Origin of the sequence: Streptomyces litchfieldiae, assembly GCF_031845365.1 — a bacterium.
GTDB lineage: Bacteria > Actinomycetota > Actinomycetes > Streptomycetales > Streptomycetaceae > Streptomyces > Streptomyces litchfieldiae.
The window spans coordinates 157,299-173,709 of record NZ_JAVREL010000013.1 but is presented as its reverse complement, the minus strand read 5'-3'; the positions used below and the strand labels follow the sequence as shown (position 1 = coordinate 173,709).

General features: G+C 73.1%; 17 protein-coding genes. 10 read left to right on the top strand and 7 right to left on the bottom strand.

The window, feature by feature from the left end; all coding sequences use genetic code 11:
* The first annotated feature begins 71 nt into the window (after positions 1-71).
* The 5 genes from RM590_RS22095 to RM590_RS22075 are packed head-to-tail and all read left to right on the top strand — an operon-like array spanning position 72 to position 3,641.
* Positions 72-788, top strand: coding sequence for a hypothetical protein (locus tag RM590_RS22095; RefSeq protein ID WP_311706398.1), 717 nt, complete (start codon positions 72-74; stop codon positions 786-788).
* A gap of 28 nt (positions 789-816) precedes the next feature.
* The gene (locus RM590_RS22090; RefSeq protein ID WP_311706397.1) at positions 817-1,164 is read left to right on the top strand and encodes a cytidine deaminase; all 348 of its coding nucleotides are present in this window, start codon (positions 817-819) and stop codon (positions 1,162-1,164) included.
* Positions 1,161-2,090 carry a GTPase Era gene (gene era, locus RM590_RS22085; protein WP_311706396.1) on the top strand — a complete coding sequence of 310 codons (930 nt, stop codon included), beginning with the start codon at positions 1,161-1,163 and terminating at the stop codon, positions 2,088-2,090. The genes RM590_RS22090 and era overlap by 4 nt, the downstream gene beginning before the upstream one ends.
* Before the next feature lie 55 nt (positions 2,091-2,145).
* On the top strand, positions 2,146-2,898 hold the full coding sequence (locus RM590_RS22080) for an ABC transporter ATP-binding protein (protein ID WP_311706395.1): 753 nt from the start codon (positions 2,146-2,148) through the stop codon (positions 2,896-2,898).
* Between the two features lie 5 nt (positions 2,899-2,903).
* Positions 2,904-3,641 (top strand): ABC transporter permease, encoded by a 738-nt coding sequence (locus RM590_RS22075; protein WP_311706394.1) that lies wholly within the window; start codon positions 2,904-2,906, stop codon positions 3,639-3,641.
* Positions 3,642-3,661: 20 nt separating this feature from the next.
* Here the strand turns inward: RM590_RS22075 and RM590_RS22070 are convergent, their stop codons facing one another.
* Together RM590_RS22070 and leuA are read right to left on the bottom strand one after the other, a co-directional pair.
* Positions 3,662-4,297: a TerB family tellurite resistance protein gene (locus RM590_RS22070; RefSeq protein WP_311706393.1), complete on the bottom strand. Its 636-nt coding sequence runs from the start codon at positions 4,295-4,297 to the stop codon at positions 3,662-3,664.
* 116 nt (positions 4,298-4,413) lie between these two features.
* Positions 4,414-6,144, bottom strand: a complete 1,731-nt coding sequence (leuA, locus tag RM590_RS22065) for a 2-isopropylmalate synthase (protein WP_311706392.1) — start codon at positions 6,142-6,144, stop codon at positions 4,414-4,416.
* A 407-nt stretch (positions 6,145-6,551) separates the two neighbouring features.
* Between leuA and RM590_RS22060 the strand changes: the two genes are divergently transcribed.
* Both RM590_RS22060 and RM590_RS22055 read left to right on the top strand, forming a co-directional pair.
* Positions 6,552-7,751: a sensor histidine kinase gene (locus RM590_RS22060; protein WP_311706391.1), complete on the top strand. Its 1,200-nt coding sequence runs from the start codon at positions 6,552-6,554 to the stop codon at positions 7,749-7,751.
* Complete coding sequence (locus tag RM590_RS22055) at positions 7,748-8,428, top strand: response regulator transcription factor (RefSeq protein WP_311706390.1); 681 nt, start codon at positions 7,748-7,750, stop codon at positions 8,426-8,428. Before RM590_RS22060 ends, RM590_RS22055 begins: the two co-directional genes overlap by 4 nt.
* 190 nt (positions 8,429-8,618) lie before the next feature.
* On the opposite strand, the gene RM590_RS22050 is transcribed toward RM590_RS22055, so the two are convergent.
* Positions 8,619-9,794, bottom strand: a complete 1,176-nt coding sequence (locus RM590_RS22050; RefSeq protein WP_311706389.1) for a PP2C family protein-serine/threonine phosphatase — start codon at positions 9,792-9,794, stop codon at positions 8,619-8,621.
* A 77-nt stretch (positions 9,795-9,871) separates the two neighbouring features.
* Between RM590_RS22050 and recO the strand changes: the two genes are divergently transcribed.
* The 3 genes from recO (at position 9,872) to RM590_RS22035 (ending at position 13,159) form a co-directional block, all read left to right on the top strand.
* Entirely contained in the window at positions 9,872-10,621 is a 750-nt protein-coding gene (recO, locus tag RM590_RS22045) for a DNA repair protein RecO (protein WP_311706388.1), read from the top strand.
* 46 nt (positions 10,622-10,667) lie between these two features.
* Positions 10,668-11,495 carry an isoprenyl transferase gene (locus RM590_RS22040; RefSeq protein WP_311706387.1) on the top strand — a complete coding sequence of 276 codons (828 nt, stop codon included), beginning with the start codon at positions 10,668-10,670 and terminating at the stop codon, positions 11,493-11,495.
* A gap of 125 nt (positions 11,496-11,620) precedes the next feature.
* Complete coding sequence (locus tag RM590_RS22035; RefSeq protein WP_311706386.1) at positions 11,621-13,159, top strand: hypothetical protein; 1,539 nt, start codon at positions 11,621-11,623, stop codon at positions 13,157-13,159.
* 11 nt (positions 13,160-13,170) lie between these two features.
* Here the strand turns inward: RM590_RS22035 and RM590_RS22030 are convergent, their stop codons facing one another.
* From RM590_RS22030 to RM590_RS22015, 4 genes are read right to left on the bottom strand one after another with little or no spacing between them, the layout of a single operon-like run.
* Positions 13,171-13,578 carry a Fur family transcriptional regulator gene (locus RM590_RS22030; RefSeq protein ID WP_311706385.1) on the bottom strand — a complete coding sequence of 136 codons (408 nt, stop codon included), beginning with the start codon at positions 13,576-13,578 and terminating at the stop codon, positions 13,171-13,173.
* A gap of 59 nt (positions 13,579-13,637) precedes the next feature.
* Positions 13,638-14,522, bottom strand: coding sequence for a metal ABC transporter permease (locus RM590_RS22025; protein ID WP_311706384.1), 885 nt, complete (start codon positions 14,520-14,522; stop codon positions 13,638-13,640).
* The gene (locus tag RM590_RS22020; RefSeq protein ID WP_311706383.1) at positions 14,522-15,277 is read right to left on the bottom strand and encodes a metal ABC transporter ATP-binding protein; all 756 of its coding nucleotides are present in this window, start codon (positions 15,275-15,277) and stop codon (positions 14,522-14,524) included. The genes RM590_RS22025 and RM590_RS22020 overlap by 1 nt, the downstream gene beginning before the upstream one ends.
* A gap of 23 nt (positions 15,278-15,300) precedes the next feature.
* A complete protein-coding gene (locus RM590_RS22015; protein WP_311706382.1) occupies positions 15,301-16,308 on the bottom strand; it encodes a metal ABC transporter substrate-binding protein in 1,008 nt (335 codons plus the stop codon).
* Positions 16,309-16,411 lie beyond the last annotated feature (103 nt).

Here is a 16,411-nt window from a genome sequence, read left to right as displayed (position 1 = left end):
CCTCGGTGGGGCTCACTCCAATGGGGGTGCGTCGGTGGCCGTACGAGCGTTCGGCTGGCGCCATGGAAGGCATGTACGCGCACCTACGCACAGCCGCCATAGCGAGCATCGCCGCGCTGAGCCTGGCCCTGGCACCGGGCCGGCCGGCCGTCGCCGACGCGCTCAGCGAGCAGCAACTGCGCGAGGCGCTGCTGGACGCCGTGGACTTCCCCGAGGGCTGGGCCAGCGACAGCGAACGGTCCGCGGCCGAACGCGGCTTCGGCGTGCCCCGGCCCACCGAGCCCGCCTGCGACGGGCTGTTCGACAGCGAACGGGACGGCGCCGTCCGGGCCGGGTTCGCCCGCACCCGCAGCGGCCCGTTCGTCACCACCGTCGCCGCCGCCCACCGGGACGACGCCGCCGCCCACGGGGACCTGGCGGCGGTCCGGGAGGCGGTCGAGGACGACTGCGCCACGGTCCGCACCCTGGAGGGGCCGGAGGGCGGCGGCGTCATGGTCGCCTATGACGCCGAGCTCCTGGAGACGGCCGACCAGCTCGGCGACGAGAGCGTGGCGATCCGCTTCCACCGCCGGGTGGAGGGCGAGACGACCGCCACCCCCGTCGTCACGGATCTGGTGATCGCCCGGGTCGGCGCGCAGACCGTCCGGATCGCCCAGGCCGGGCGCGACGACGAGTCCACCGGCAGCGTGAGCGGCATCGCCGAACGCGCCGTGGAGAAGCTGCGCCAGGTCGCCGCGGGCGGCACCCCCGCCCCCCGCCCCGACCAGCCGGGCACCACGGAACTGTGACCCCCGAACAGCGCATAAGCTCAAGGGCATGACTGACGCCGTTGACCCCGAGGACCGCAAGATCATCACGCTGGCGCGCAGCGCCCGCGCCCGCATCGGGGTCCCGGAGGGGGCCTCGGTGCGGGACGAGACCGGCCGCACCTACGCGGCCGCCACGGTCACCCTCGACTCGCTGCGGCTGAGCGCCCTGCGGACCGCCGTGGCGATGGCCGTGGCCAGCGGCGCCGCCTCCCTGGAAGCCGCCGCCGTGGTGACCGAGGCCGACTCGCTGCCGCCGGAGGACCTGGCCGCGGTGCGCGACCTCGGCGGGGCCGGCGTTCCGGTCCTGCTGGCTGGCCCCGACGGCCGGCTCCGTGCGACGATCGCCGCGTCATGAGCACCGCATCTTCCGCCCACCGCTCCGGATTCGCCTGTTTCGTCGGCCGTCCCAACGCGGGCAAGTCCACGCTGACCAACGCCCTGGTGGGCACGAAGGTCGCCATCACCTCCACCCGCCCGCAGACGACGCGGCACACCGTGCGCGGCATCGTGCACCGGCCCGACGCCCAGCTCGTGCTGGTGGACACCCCCGGGCTGCACAAGCCGCGCACCCTGCTCGGCCAGCGGCTCAACGACGTGGTGCGCACCACGTGGGCCGAGGTCGACGTGATCGGCTTCTGTCTGCCCGCCAACGAGAAGATCGGCCCCGGCGACCGTTTCATCGCCAAGGAGCTGGCCCAGATCACCCGGACGCCCAAGGTCGCGATCGTCACCAAGACCGACCTGGTGGCGGGCGACGGGCTGGCCGAGCAGCTCATCGCCGTGGACCGACTGGGCAAGGAGTCCGGCTTCGAGTGGGCGGAGATCGTTCCCGTGTCGGCCGTGGCCGGGAAGCAGGTGGACCTGCTGGCCGACCTGCTGGTGCCGCTGCTGCCCGAGGGGCCGCCGCTGTATCCGGAGGGCGACCTCACGGACGAGCCCGAGCAGGTCATGATCGCCGAGCTGATCCGGGAGGCAGCGCTGGAGGGCGTGCGGGACGAACTGCCGCACTCCATCGCCGTGGTGGTCGAGGAGATGCTGCCGCGCGAGGACCGGCCGGCCGACCGGCCGCTGCTGGACATCCACGCCAACCTCTTCATCGAGCGGCCCAGCCAGAAGGGCATCGTCATCGGGCCCAAGGGCCAGCGGCTCAAGGAGGTCGGCACCAAGGCCAGGCAGCACATCGAGGCCCTGCTGGGCACGCCGGTCTTCCTGGACCTGCATGTGAAGGTCGCCAAGGACTGGCAGCGCGACCCCAAGCAGCTTCGCCGGCTGGGCTTCTGACCCCCACAAGTCCCCTCGGCGCGCGGGATCGCGCCGCGGCGGGTCCAATGGAGGGATGAACGACGCGAAGGCCGCCGTCCTCGCGCACGGGCTGCGCGTGGTGCGCGGCGGCGCAGAGGTGCTGAAGGGGCTGGACTTCGCGGTGCCGCGCGGCAGCGTCACCGGGCTGCTGGGCCCGTCGGGGTGCGGGAAGACGACGCTGATGCGCGCCATTGTCGGCGCCCAGGCCCGGGTCACCGGCACGCTGGAGGTGCTCGGCCGCCCGGCGGGCGGCGCGGAGCTGCGGCACCGGCTGGGCTATCTCACCCAGTCCCCCTCGGTCTATCTGGACCTGACCGTCCGGCAGAACCTGGCCTACTACGCGGCCGTGCTCGGCATCGGGCGCGCCGACCGGCGCGCGGCGGTGGGCGCGGTGCTGGACGACGTCGACCTCGGCTCGCACGCCGACGCGCTGGGCGGCACGCTCTCCGGCGGGCAACGGGCCCGCGCCTCGCTGGCCGTGGCGCTGCTGGGCACCCCGGAGCTGCTGGTGCTGGACGAGCCAACGGTCGGGCTGGACCCGGTGCTGCGCCGCAGCCTGTGGGATCTCTTCCACCGGCTGGCCGCCGAGCGCGGCGCGACGCTGCTGATCTCCTCGCATGTGATGGACGAGGCCGACCGCTGCCAGCGGCTCATGCTGATGCGGACCGGCCGCGTCCTCGCCGAGGGCTCCCCGGCCGAACTGCGTGAACGCACCGGCACCGACACGATCGAGGACGCGTTCCTGCGCCTGGTGGCCGACGACCAGCGGCGCGAGGAGGAGGCGTGAACGGCATGAGCGCGGCCCGTACCCTCGCCACCGCCCGGCGCGTGCTGCGCCAGTTGGGCCACGACCCGCGCACCATCGCGCTGCTGCTGGGGATCCCGCTGTTCCTGCTGGTGCTGCTGCACTACGTCTTCGAGGCGGACCCCGGGCTGTTCGACCGGGTGGGCTCCTCGTTGCTCGGCGTCTTCCCGCTCATCACGATGTTCCTGGTCACCTCGATCGCCACGCTGCGGGAGCGGACCTCCGGAACGCTGGAGCGGCTGCTGACCATGCCGATCGGCAAGGGCGACCTGATCCTGGGCTACGCGCTGGCCTTCGGGGCGTTCGCCGTGCTCCAGGCGGGGCTGGCGACCGCCGTCGCGCTGTGGTTCCTGGATCTGGACATCGCCGGCTCGCCCTGGCTGCTGCTGGTCGCGGCGCTGCTCACCGCGCTGCTGGGGATCGCGCTGGGCCTGTTCGTGTCGGCGTTCGCCGCCTCGGAGTTCCAGGCGGTGCAGTTCATGCCCGCGCTGGTCTTTCCGCAGATCCTGCTGTGCGGGCTGTTCGCGCCGCGCGACAGCATGCAGCCCGTGCTGGAGTACGCCTCCAACGTGCTGCCCATGTCCTACTCGGTGGACGCGATGACCGAGGTGCTGGGCAACCCGGAGGTCACCGGCGACTTCTGGCGCGATGTCGTCGTCGTGCTGTGCGTCGCGCTGGGCGTGCTGGCCCTGGGCGCGGTCACCCTGCGCCGCCGCACCGCGTGACGCGGTACCGCCTGATGCCGTTACGCGGACAGCGCCTCGGCCAGCAGCCGTTCGGTGTCGGCGGGCGGCAGGTGCAGCGCCTCGCCGACGGCGGTGAGCATCGCGCGCTCACCGGCGTGGTACGGGCCGTCCGCTAAGGCGATGCGCGCCCCGCGCAGCAGCAGGCTCTCCCGGCCCGGCGCGGCCAGGTGCGGGGTCAGCGCGGCCAGCGTGTCGCGCACCTCGCGGTCCAGCGCGGGCAGGCTCCCCGCGCCCAGCGCGGCCTGGAGCGTCAGCAGCCGCTCCTCGGTGCAGTCGGTGAAGCCGGCCGACCGCACGACCTCCACCGCGGTCCGGCGGGCGACCGGCGAGTCGCCGCCGCCCGCGGCCAGCAGCGCCAGCGCGATCGTATGCACCCCGTCCCGCAGCAGCGCCGTCAGCCGCGTGGTGGTCGGCCGGTCCAGCGCGCCGAGCGGGAACCGGCCGCGGCACGACACGCACTGGACGACGGGCTCCGCGGCGCCCCGGGGCAGCACGGGCAGGCCGAGCACGGTCAGCCGGCGCCGCCCGCCGAGCCGCTGATAGCAGCGGTCGCCGCCGCAGGCGGCGCAGAAGAAGTCGCCGTCGTCCTCCACACGCCAGACCGTGCGGACGCCCGCCAACCGGGAGTGCACCACGCCGTACCTCCGTTACCCGCTGGCAACTCTGCCGTGGGCGTGATGTTAACCACACTCCGCCCTCCACGTCAGTAGGGCGTACGCACAAACGGACGACGGCGACCTCGCCGACCGCCCTACCGCGCGGCGCGGTTCACGGCGGAGACGACCGCCTTGAGCGAGGCGCGCACGATGTTGGCGTCGATGCCGACGCCCCACAGCACACGGTCGCCGATCGCGCACTCGATGTAGGCGGCGGCCTGCGACCCGGCGCCCTCGCTCATCGTGTGCTCGACGTAGTCCAGCAGCCGGACCTCCTCGCCGACCACCCCGGCCGTGGCCAGGGCGTCGAAGAACGCGGCGAGCGGCCCGTTGCCCGTGCCGGTCAGCACGGTGTCCTCGCCGTCCACGACCGCCTCCACGGTCAGCGCGTCCTCGCCCTCGCTGGTCGTCGAGGTCTGCGCCTCGCGCAGCGCGATCCGGCCCCAGTTGGAGCCCGGCGCCGGCAGGTACTCGTCGGTGAAGACGTCCCAGATCCCCGCCGGGGTGACCTCGCCGCCCTCCGCGTCGGTCTTCTCCTGGATGATCCGGGAGAACTCGACCTGCATGCGGCGCGGCAGGTCCAGGTGGTGGTCGTTCTTCAGCACATAGGCCACGCCGCCCTTGCCGGACTGCGAGTTGACCCGGATGACCGCCTCGTAGCTGCGGCCGACGTCCTTGGGGTCGATCGGCAGGTACGGCACGTCCCACACGTCGTCGGTCGCCTCGGCCATCGCCTCGAAGCCCTTCTTGATGGCGTCCTGGTGGGAGCCGGAGAAGGCGGTGTAGACGAGGTCCCCGACGTACGGGTGGCGCGGGTGGACCTCCATCTGGTTGCAGTACTCCCAGGTGCGGCGGATCTCGTCGATCCGGGAGAAGTCGATGCGGGGGTCGACGCCCTGGGAGAACAGGTTCATCCCGAGGGTGACCAGGTCGACGTTGCCGGTGCGCTCGCCCTGCCCGAACAGGCAGCCCTCCACCCGGTCGGCGCCGGCCATCAGCGCCAGCTCGGCGGCGGCCACGGCGGTGCCCCGGTCGTTGTGCGGGTGCACGGACAGACAGACGAACTCGCGGCGGGACAGGTGCCGCGACATCCACTCGAAGCGGTCGGCGTGCGTGGAGGGCGTCGAACGCTCCACGGTGGCCGGCAGGTTGAGGATGATCTCGCGGCCCTCGGCGGGCTGCCAGACGTCCATCACCGACTCGCAGACCTCCAGCGCGAAGTCCAGCTCCGTGTCGGTGAAGATCTCCGGGCTGTACTGGTACCCGAACACGGTCCGGTCGTCCAGCAGCTTCTCGGCGTACTCCATCACCAGCCGGGTGCCGTCCACGGCGATCTGCCGGACCTCGTCCCGGCCGCCGCGGAAGACCACGCGGCGGAACGTGGGGGCGGTGGCGTTGTACAGGTGGACGGTCGCGTTGCGGGCGCCGACCAGGGACTCGACCGTGCGCTGGATCAGCTCCTCGCGGGCCTGCGTCAGCACGGAGATGGTCACGTCCTCCGGGATCGCGTCCTCCTCGATGATGGAGCGCACGAAGTCGAAGTCGGTCTGGCCGGAGGACGGGAAGCCGACCTCGATCTCCTTGTAGCCCATGCGCACCAGCAGGTCGAACATCGCGCGCTTGCGGGCCGGGGACATCGGGTCGATCAGGGCCTGGTTGCCGTCGCGCAGATCGGTGGACAGCCAGCGGGGGGCGGCGGTGATCCGGTTGTTCGGCCAGATGCGGTCGGGGATGTCCACCGCCTCGTAGGGGCGGTACTTGTGGATCGGCATCCCGGAGGGTTGCTGCCGCACGGTCGCGGCGGTCAGCGGAGTCGGCTTGCTCATGATGCGTGGATCTCCCTGGGCGATGGCTGGTGAGGGCCGACGGCAGGGCCGAACTCCGCGGGGAGGGGGTCGGCCGTATGAACTACAGACCCTCGCCGCGGCGGCTAAGGAGAAGAATCCCGAATCGCATCGCGGGCCAAGCCTAACCTCCCGGGCGTCACCGGCCCCCGCCGTATCAGCATCCGAGACGTATGCCACATGTACTCCCCCGGGAGTAACGGGCCCGCCGGGCCGCCGCCCGCAGTACCCCCGACCTCGGTCACGCGGGCGACGAAACGGCCCCCGCCCGCCGGAAGGCTGGAGGTCGGCCGATGTGCGGGCGGACCGAGGAGGCGGGCGATGGGGGCCATCAGCGCGGACACCGGGGGCCCCGGTTCGCCGCGAGGGGCATGCCGCATGATGAGCGCGTGCTCACTGTGAGGGAGTTGCTGCGGTCGGAGGAACCGGAACACCGGATTCTCCGCCGGGACACGTATATCGCCCTGGGCGTCGGCGCGTTGTGCGCGTTCCTCGGGGCGGCGGTCGAGCACGACGGGAACGCGCTGGACCCGCTCGGCTGGCTGCTGCTGGCCGGCACGGTGGTCCCGCTCGCCTGGCGGCGGCTGCGGCCGATGCCGGTGCTGATCGTGGGACTCGCGTTCGCCGCGACCTACCACCGCATGGACTACAACCACGTGGCGCCGTTCCTCGCCTCGGCTCTGGCCGTCTACACGGTCGCGGCGGTCGGGCCGCGCCGGCGCACCCTCGCCATGGCCGGCGTGGTGATGGCCGTCATCGCCGTCGTGTGGACGCAGGCCACCCCGGTCGCCGGCCGGGACATGCTCCAGTCCTCCGGCTGGATCCTGGCGGTCATCGCGTTCGGCGAGGCCGTGCGGCTGCACCACCAGTACCTGGCGGCCATGCGGGAGCGGGCCGAACGCGCCGAGCGCACCCGGGAGCAGGAGGCCGCCCGGCGGGTGGCCGAGGAGCGGGTGCGCATCGCCCGCGACCTGCACGACCTGCTCGCCCACAGCATCACGCTGATCGGCGTGCGGGCCTCCGTCGCCGCGCACCTGCTGGTCACCGACCCCGGCCGGCTGGACCGGGACGCGGTGGCCGAGGCGCTGGAGAGCATCTCCGCGACCTGCCGCGACGCGCGCGCCGACCTGCGCACCACGCTCCAGGTGCTGCGCGGCGACGACCAGCCGGGCAGCGGGCCGCTGCCGGGCCTGGCCGGCCTGCTGGACCTGGCCCGGGCGGCCGAGACGGCCGGCGCCCGCGTCGAGCTGTCCGTCGACGCCGACGACACGCTGCCGCCGGTGGTCAGCGCCGCCGCGTACCGGATCGTGCAGGAGGCGCTGACCAACGCCGTCCGGCACGCCGGCCCCCAGGTGGGGATACGGGTGGCCGTCCGGCGGGACGGCCCCACACTGAGCATCCGCGTCGCCGACGACGGCGGGCCCCGGGCCGGCGCGCCCGCCGACCCGGCCGGGCCGCCCGGCTACGGCATCGCCGGGATGCGCGAGCGCGCCACCAGCATCGGCGGCTCGCTCGCCGCCCGGCCGCGGAGCGACGCGCCGGGCTTCGTCGTCACCGCCGAACTGCCCGCCGAGGAGGCCGTCCGATGACAGACCGCGAGTCGATCAGGGTCCTGCTTGCCGACGACCAGACGCTGGTCCGCTCGGCGTTCGCGATGCTGATCGAGTCGGCGCCCGACATGGCGGTGGTCGGCCAGGCCGGCACCGGCCGCCAGGCCGTGGAGCTGGCCCGCGCCACCCGCGCCGACCTGGTCGTGATGGACATCCGGATGCCCGACCTGGACGGCATCGAGGCCACCCGCCTCATCGCCGCCGACGAGGATCTGGCGGGCGTGAAGGTGCTCGTGCTCACCACCTACGACACCGACGAGCACGTGGTGGAGGCGCTGCGCGCCGGGGCCTCGGGCTTCCTGGTGAAGGACACCCGCCCCGCCGACCTGCTCGACGCGATCCGCGTCGTGGCCGCCGGCGACGCGCTGCTCTCGCCCGGCCCCACCGCCCGCCTGATCGCCCGCGCCCTGAACGTGCCCGAGCCGCTGGCCGTGCCACCCGGGCTGGACTGCCTCTCCGACCGCGAGCGGCAGGTCCTGGCCTTGGTGGCGCGCGGCCTGAACAACGCGGAGATAGCCGAGGTCCTGGGGCTCTCCCCGCTCACCGCGAAGACGCACGTGAGCCGCATCATGGGCAAGCTGGCCGTCCGCGACCGGGCCCAACTGGTCATCGCCGCCTATGAGTCGGGCCTGGTCACCCCGGGCGGGACGCCCTAGGGCCTGTATCGAGTTCCCGGTCGGATCAGCCCGCGGCGTCAGACGCGGTGCATCGCAAGGCACCGGATCGCAGCTCATACCCGGCCGTATTCGCGCGATTCGGCTGGGGGCACCTCCCAGACGGAGTCTGGGGGAGCGGCGAGGTGCCGTGACTGGCGTCGCGGGCCCGGGCGGGAACTCGATACAGGCCCTAGTCGGCCTCGTCTTTCGCCAGGTCCGCCGGGGTGGCCGGCATGCGCCGCACGGCCAGCAGCGCCGTGTCGTCCGCCAGCCGGCCGCGCGTGTGGTCGAGCACCGCGTTCACCACGAAGTTCACCACCTGGCGCGGCGCGGGATCGTCGCACCCCCGCGCCAGGTGGTCCTCCAGCGGCAGGAACGCGCCCGTGCGGTCCCGGGCCTCGGTCACCCCGTCGGTCACCATCAGCAGCGTCTCCTCGGCCGCGAACGGCACCCGCACCACCGGCGGCCGTTCGCCGGTCAGCCCGGTCAGCCCCAGCGGGGGACCGGTTCCCTCCGGCAGCGCGCGCACCCCGGCCGGGCCGATGACCAGCGGCCCGCTGTGACCGAAGTTGACCAGCTTCACCCAGCCGGTGTCCGTTTCCGGAAACCCGACGAGCACGGCCGTCGCGAAGCGCTCGTCGGTCTGCCCCAGCGTGGCGGCGTACTCGTTGTGCCGCCGCATCCGGTTCTCCAGCCGCTCGGCCACCACCGCCAGGTCCCGCTCGTAGTACGCGGCCTCCCGGAACGCGCCGAGCACCGCCGCCGCCGCGTCCACCGCGGAGGTGCCCTTGCCCTGCACATCGCCCAGCAGCACCCGGGCGCCGTGCGGCGAGGGCTGGATCTCGAAGAAGTCGCCGCCGACCCGGGTCTCGACGTCCGCCGTGAGATAGCTGCTCGCCGAGTCCAGCCCCCCGTCGCCCGGCGGGATCGGGCGCAGCACCGCCAGCCGGATCGCGTCGGCCGCGCTCTCCACCCGCCTGAGGTAGCCGCGCGCCCAGCCGCGCAGCCAGGAGGACAGCACGGCCAGCACCCCGCCCCCGATCACCAGCACGAAGTCCGCCGCGCCCTTCTGGTACTGGTATCCCCAGGCGCTGTCCAGCAGCCAGTAGACGACGGCCGCCGCGACGCCGAAGAGCGCGGTGGTCAGCACCCCGCACAGGGCCGCCGCCAGCCCCGGCACCAGCACGATCCAGGTGGCGATGCGGAAGTCCCCCGAGGAGTTCCAGTCCCCGATCGCGATGGCGGCCAGCACCGCCGCGGGCAGCAGCCAGGAGACGTTCCAGCGGCCGATGCGCAGGCCCGGTTCCTGCCGGATCAGGAGCCGGCGGCGCCACCCCGGGCGGCGGGGCGTCCTCGTGGGGTCCACGCGTCCACCATCCGGGAGCCGGACCGGCCGTGCCCGGCGGGGGTGGGCCGAACGGCGGATGGGTGAGAATGACTCGCATGAGCCTGTTCCGCGACGACGGCATCGTGCTGCGCACCCAGAAGCTGGGCGAGGCGGACCGGATCATCACGCTGCTCACCCGGACCCAGGGCCGGGTGCGCGCGGTGGCGCGCGGGGTGCGGCGCACCAAGTCGAAGTTCGGCGCGCGGCTGGAGCCGTTCTCGCACGTGGACGTGCAGTTCTTCGCGCGGGGCAGCGCGCTCGTCGGGCGCGGGCTGCCGCTGTGCACCCAGACCGAGACGATCGCGCCCTACGGCCGGCACATCGTCGACGACTACGGCCGGTACACCGCCGGGACGGCGATGCTGGAGACGGCGGAGCGGTTCACCGACCACGAGGGTGAGCCGAACGTCCAGCAGTATCTGCTGCTGGTGGGCGGCCTGCGGACGCTCGCCGCCGCCGCGCACGCGCCGGGCCTGGTGCTGGACGCGTTCCTGCTGCGCTCGCTGGCCGTCGGCGGGTACGCGCCGAGCTTCGGCGACTGCGCCAAGTGCGGGCTGCCCGGGCCGAATCGGTTCTTCTCGGTGGCGGCCGGCGGTTCGGTGTGCGTGGACTGCCGGGTGCCGGGCAGCGTCGTGCCGTCCCCCGAGGCGCTGCGGCTGCTCGGCGCCCTGCTCGCGGGGGACTGGGTGACGGCCGACGCCGCGCAGGCCCGGCACGTGCGGGAGGGCAGCGGGCTGGTCTCCGCCTATCTCCACTGGCATCTGGAACGAGGGCTGCGGTCTCTGCGGTTCGTCGAGAAGGGCTGACCGGGATACCCTCGGACTCGATCGCAACGACGTACGGAGTTCTCCTATGGCCCGCCGCGGAATGCTGTCGACCCGGCAGCGTCGCGAGTACCGCGTCCCCGACCCGCACCCCTCGGGCGCCCGCCCGCCCAAGCTGCCGGGCGAGCTGATCCCGCGGCATGTGGCGATCGTGATGGACGGCAACGGCCGCTGGGCCAAGCAGCGCGGACTGCCGCGCACCGAGGGGCACAAGATCGGCGAGCAGGTCGTGCTCGACGTGGTCAAGGGCTGCCTGGAGCTCGGCGTGCGGAACTTGTCGCTGTACGCGTTCTCCACGGAGAACTGGAAGCGCTCCCCGGACGAGGTGCGTTTCCTCATGGGCTTCAACCGCGACGTCATCGACCGCCGCACCGACGAGCTGGACGCGCTGGGCGTGCGGATCCGCTGGGCGGGGCGCGAGCCGAAGCTGTGGAAGTCGGTGATCCGCAAGCTCCAGACCGCCGAGGAGCGCACCCGGGACAACGACGCGATGACGCTGTACATGTGCGTCAACTACGGCGGCCGGGCGGAGATCGCGGACGCGGCGGCCCGGCTGGCGGCGGATGTCCGCGCGGGCCGGATAGCGCCGGAGAAGGTCAACGAGAAGATGCTGTCCCAGTACCTGTACTTCCCGGATATGCCGGATGTGGACCTGTTTCTGCGGCCGTCGGGGGAGCAGCGCACGTCCAACTACCTGATCTGGCAGAGCGCCTACGCGGAGATGGTCTACCAGGACGTCCTGTGGCCGGACTTCGACCGGCGGAACCTGTGGGACGCCTGCGTCGAGTACGCCTCCCGCGACCGGCGCTTCGGCGGGGCGCTGCCCAACGAGCTGCCGCCGCCGCCGTCTTCCTGACGCGGCACGCCTTCGTTTTCTGACGCGCACACCCTGCTGACGCGCGCGCCCCGAGGCGCCCTTCCGTCTCTGTCGCGAACATGCCACCCTCTCGTCGGCGACAACTCCCCCACGAGAGGCGCACGTTGAACCGACGATCTCTGCGAGCCGCCGGTCTGGCCCTGACCGCGACGCTCGCCCTGCTGGCCGGTATGTCCGTCTCACCCGCGCACGGCGCGCCCAGCCCCGGCCCCCCACCCGGCTCCGGCTCCCAGGAGCCCCTGGCCGAACGCGGCACCCGGGACGCCGCCCCGCTCGCCTTCCCTGGCCCCGGACGGCCCGCCCCGGTGGGCGAGTTCGCCCTGCGGGCCGGCAGCGATCTGAGCGGCCGCATCGCCGACCTCGACGCCGCCCTGCCCAAGCAGGGCGTGCAGAACCTGCTCGCCCAGGCCAACCGGACCCTCGGCACCGGCTCGGCCTGCGCCGACCCGTTCGGCGCGGGCGACCCCGTCTCCGGCACCGACCCCACCCTGAAGCCGCCGCTCGCCCCCGTCGAGCTCTACTGCTTCGAGAGCGACGACTCGCTCAGCCAGGAGTGGATACCGCAGGCCGTCACCGGCGTCTGGGACGCCCAGGCCGACGAGACCTGGGGAGAGTCCGCGCGCCCCGTGCTCACGGGCTGGTACGACAGCACCAACCCCGGCCGCGACGACGGCTGCACCGCCGCCGAGTCCGACGCCTGCAACGAGAAGGGCGTCCGCGTCTCGTTCGTGGACCCGGCGACCCGCACCTACCGGCACGTCCTGCTGGTGTGGCCGTACTACAACAGCTACGGCAACATCTCCTTCGACGCCGTCCACGCCAGCGAGAACCCGCGGCAGAACGGCATCCACGCCGGCGGCATGGTCTGGTACGGCAACTACCTGTACGTCGCCGACACGTTCAACGGCATCCGGGTCTTCGACATGCGCTACATCATGGACCTCAACCCCGACCAGGACGCCGCCCGCGACGACCCGACCCCGGACGGTCTCACCAGCAACGTCCGCGACAACCGGAAGGTCGGCCGGCAGAGCGGCGTCTGGTACAGCTACGGCTACCGCTATGTGATGCCGCAGGTCGCCTCGTGGACGTTCAGCTCCACCCAGTACAACTCCGGCTCCTCGTCCTCCTGCGCGGACACCGGCGCCCCCCGCGCCTCCTACCTCTCCCTGGACCGCAGCGGTACCGACCAGCTGCTGCTCGGCGAGTACTGCCAGCCGTCGGCCGCCCAGCCGTCCACCGGCCGCGTCGGCGCCTACCCGGTGGCCGCGCTGGCCGCCACCACGGGCACGGTCGCCGCGGCCTCGGGCTCGACGTACTTCCTGCCCACCCACCAGGTCCAGGGCGTGGCCCGCTACAACGGCGACTGGTTCATCAACCAGAGCCACCGCTACAGCAACGGCAGCCTCTGGCGCGCCCGCGTCACCAGCGGCCAACTCGCCCTGAACGGCGGGGAGATCCGCACGGCGGTGGGCCCCGAGGACCTCGGTTACGAGCACGGCACGGGCACCGGCCGCGCCCCGCGCCTGTGGTCGGTCTCCGAACACCGCGCCAACATCACCGACCCGTCCTGCACGGGCAACACACCCTGCGGCCGGGTGCTCTACGCCCACCTGGCCTCGGACGTCCTGGCCGAACCCTGAGCCGCGGGCCGTTACTTCGCGCAGTCGCCGCAGGTGCCGAAGATCTCCACCGTGTGATCGACGTCCACGAAGCCGTGCTCGCGGGCGATCGCGTCCGCCCACTTCTCCACGGCCGGGCCGGCCACCTCCACCGCCTTGCCGCAGGAGCGGCAGACCAGATGGTGGTGGTGGCCGTCCGTGCTGCACCGGCGGTAGACCGCCTCGCCGTCCGTCGTGCGCAGGACGTCGACCTCGCCGGCGTCGGCGAGGGACTGGAGCGTGCGGTAGACGGTCGTCAGTCCCACCGAGTCGCCCCGGTGCTTGAGCATGTCGTGCAGCTCCTGGGCGCTGCGGAACTCGTCCACCTCCGCGAGCGCCGCGGCGACCGCCGCGCGCTGGCGTGTGGACCTGCCGCGCACCGGTGGCTCTGCCGTCCCCACGAGTCGCCTCCCTGCGTTTGCCGTCCCTGCCCCGGCCAGGGTAGCGGCTTTCCCGGCACTCACGGGCGGGCCGCCGGAACGGGCGCCGGGGCGGCGACGGTTTCGCGCTCCGCCGCGCGCCGGGCGCGGCGGCGGGCCAGGGGCAGGGCGAGCAGGGAGACCGTGACGAACAGGCCCAGCGCGATCAGCACGATCGTGGCCCCCGGCGGGACGTCCTGGTAGTACGAGGTGACCGTTCCGGAGACCGAGACGAGGACGCCGATGAAGGCGGCGGCGCCCAGCGTCATCGCGAAGCTCCGCGTGACCTGCTGGGCGGCCACCACCGGGATCACCATCAGCGCGCTGACCAGCAGCAGGCCGACGACCCGCATGGCGACGGTCACGGTGGCCGCGGCGGTGACGGCGAGCAGGAGGTTCAGCGTGCGGACCGGCAGGCCGGTGACCCGGGCGAACTCCTCGTCCTGGCACACGGCGAAGAGCTGGCGGCGCAGGCCCAGGCAGATCAGCAGGACGAACCCCGACAGCCACAGGATCGCGGTGATGTCCCCGGGCGAGACGGTGGTGACCGAGCCCCACAGGTAGGAGGTGAGGTTCGCGGTCGAGCCGCCCGGCGCGAGGTTGATGATCATGACGCCGCCCGCCATGCCCCCGTAGAACAGCATGGCCAGCGCGATGTCGCCGCGCGCCCGGCCCCAGGAGCGCAGCAGCTCCATGATCACCGCGCCCAGCGCGGAGACCGCCACCGCCATCCACACCGGGTTGGTGTTCAGCAGGAAGCCGAGCGCCACGCCGGTCAGCGCGACATGGCCGATGCCGTCGCCCATCAGCGCCTGCCGGCGCTGCACGAGGTAGATGCCGACGGCCGGGGCGGCCACGCCGATCAGCACCGCGGCCAGCAGCGCCCGCTGCATGAAGGGGTAGTCGAGCACCTCGAAGAAGAACATCACAGGATCCCGGTCTGGAGCTTGGCCACGGCGGACGGTTCGAGCTCGTCCTCCGGATGGCAGGCGTGGGCCTCGGGGAGCTGGGCGGGGTGCTCGACGGTGCGCTCCACCCGGCCATGGGCCAGCACCACGGCCCGGTCGATCAACGGCTCCAGCGGGCCCAGCTCGTGCAGCACCAGCAGCACCGCGGTGCCGCCCGCGATCTGCGCCCGGAGCGTTTCGGCCAGCACGCGCTGGCTGGCCAGGTCCACGCCCGCCAGCGGCTCGTCCATGATCAGCACGTCCGGCTCGCCGGTGAGCGCGCGGGCGATCAGCACCCGCTGGTGCTGGCCGCCGGAGAGGGCGTTCACCGAGTCCCCGGCCCGGTCGGCAAGGCCGATCAGGTCCAGCGCGCGGTCCACCGCGGCCCGGTCGGCGCGCCCCAGCGGGCGCAGCCCGCGCCGGGCCAGCCGGCCGGCGGAGACGATCTCGCGAACGGTCGCGGGGACCCCGCCGGCGGCGGTGGAGCGCTGCGGAACGTAGCCGAGCCGGGCCCAGTCGCGGAAGCGGCGCACCGGGGTGCCGAACAGCCTCAGCTCACCGCCGGTGACCGGCACCTGCCCGACCGTGGCCCGGACCGCCGTCGACTTGCCCGACCCGTTGGCGCCGAGCAGGGCCACCACCTCGCCCGGGCGCACGTCGAAGTCGATGCCGCGCAGCACCGGCCGGCCGCCGAGCTCGGCGGTCACGCCGGTCAGGGATATGACGGGCTCCATGGGTCACCGCTTCCGTGGTTCGTTCAGGACGCGCCCAGCGCCTGGCGCAGGGCCTGGAGGTTGGCGCGCATCACCTCGAAGTAGTCAGCGCCGGGGGAGTCCTCCGTGATTCCCTCGACGGGGTCCAGCACGGCCGTCTCCAGGCCGAGGTCGCCGGCGAGCGTGCGCGCCGTCTCGTCGCTGACCAGTGTCTCGAAGAACACGGTGCTCACGTCGTCGGCCTCGGCGATGTCCTGGAGCTCCCGCATGCGCTCCGCGCTCGGCTCGGACTCCGGGTCGAGGCCGGCGATGGACTCCTCGTGCAGGCCGTAGCGGTCGGCGAGGTAGCCGAACGCGGCGTGGGTCGTGATGAACGTGCCGGTCGTGGCCGTCGCCAGGCCCTCGGTGAACTCCTCGTCCAGGGCCGTGAGTTCGGCGGTCAGCTCGTCGGTGTTCCGCTCGTAGTCGGCGGCGTGGTCCGGGTCGGCCTCGGCCAGCGCGGCGCCGACGCCCTCGGCGACCTCGGCGTACTTGGCCGGGTCGAGCCAGAGGTGCGGGTCCTGGCCACTGTGGTCGTGTTCGTGGCCCTCCTCCTCATGACTCTCTTCCTCGTGGCCCTCTTCCTCGTGCTCCTCGTGCTCCGTCTGGTCGCGCAGCGTGGTGAACGAGGTGGCCTCGGCGACGTGCTCCACCCCGGACTGCTCGATGGCCTCGTCGACGGCGGGCTGGAGGCCCGCGAGGTAGACCACGAGGTCGGCCTCGGTCAGCTCGGCGGTCTGGCGCGGGCTGATGTCCAGGTCGTGCGGCTCGGCGCCCGGCTCGGCCAGGGTGCTGACGGAGACGTGCTCGCCGCCGATCCGCTCGGCCAGGAACTCCATGGGGTAGAACGACGCGATCACGTCGAGCTTCCCGTCCGCGCTCCCGCCGCCGCCACCGTCGTCGTCCGAGCCGCAGCCGGCGACGGTGAGGAGGCTCAGCGCCGTGGCGCCGGCGGCCAGGGCGGTGGCGGATATTCGGGAGCGTGAGCGGCGTCTTGCGGTCATGACAGCCATTTTCAAGTCATTTGGAAATCATTGTCAAATGTGTCAACAGTGATGTGATCGGCGCCTCCTCCAGGGGGACACGGCGGGGGCGCCGGGAATCCCCCTCACCGAT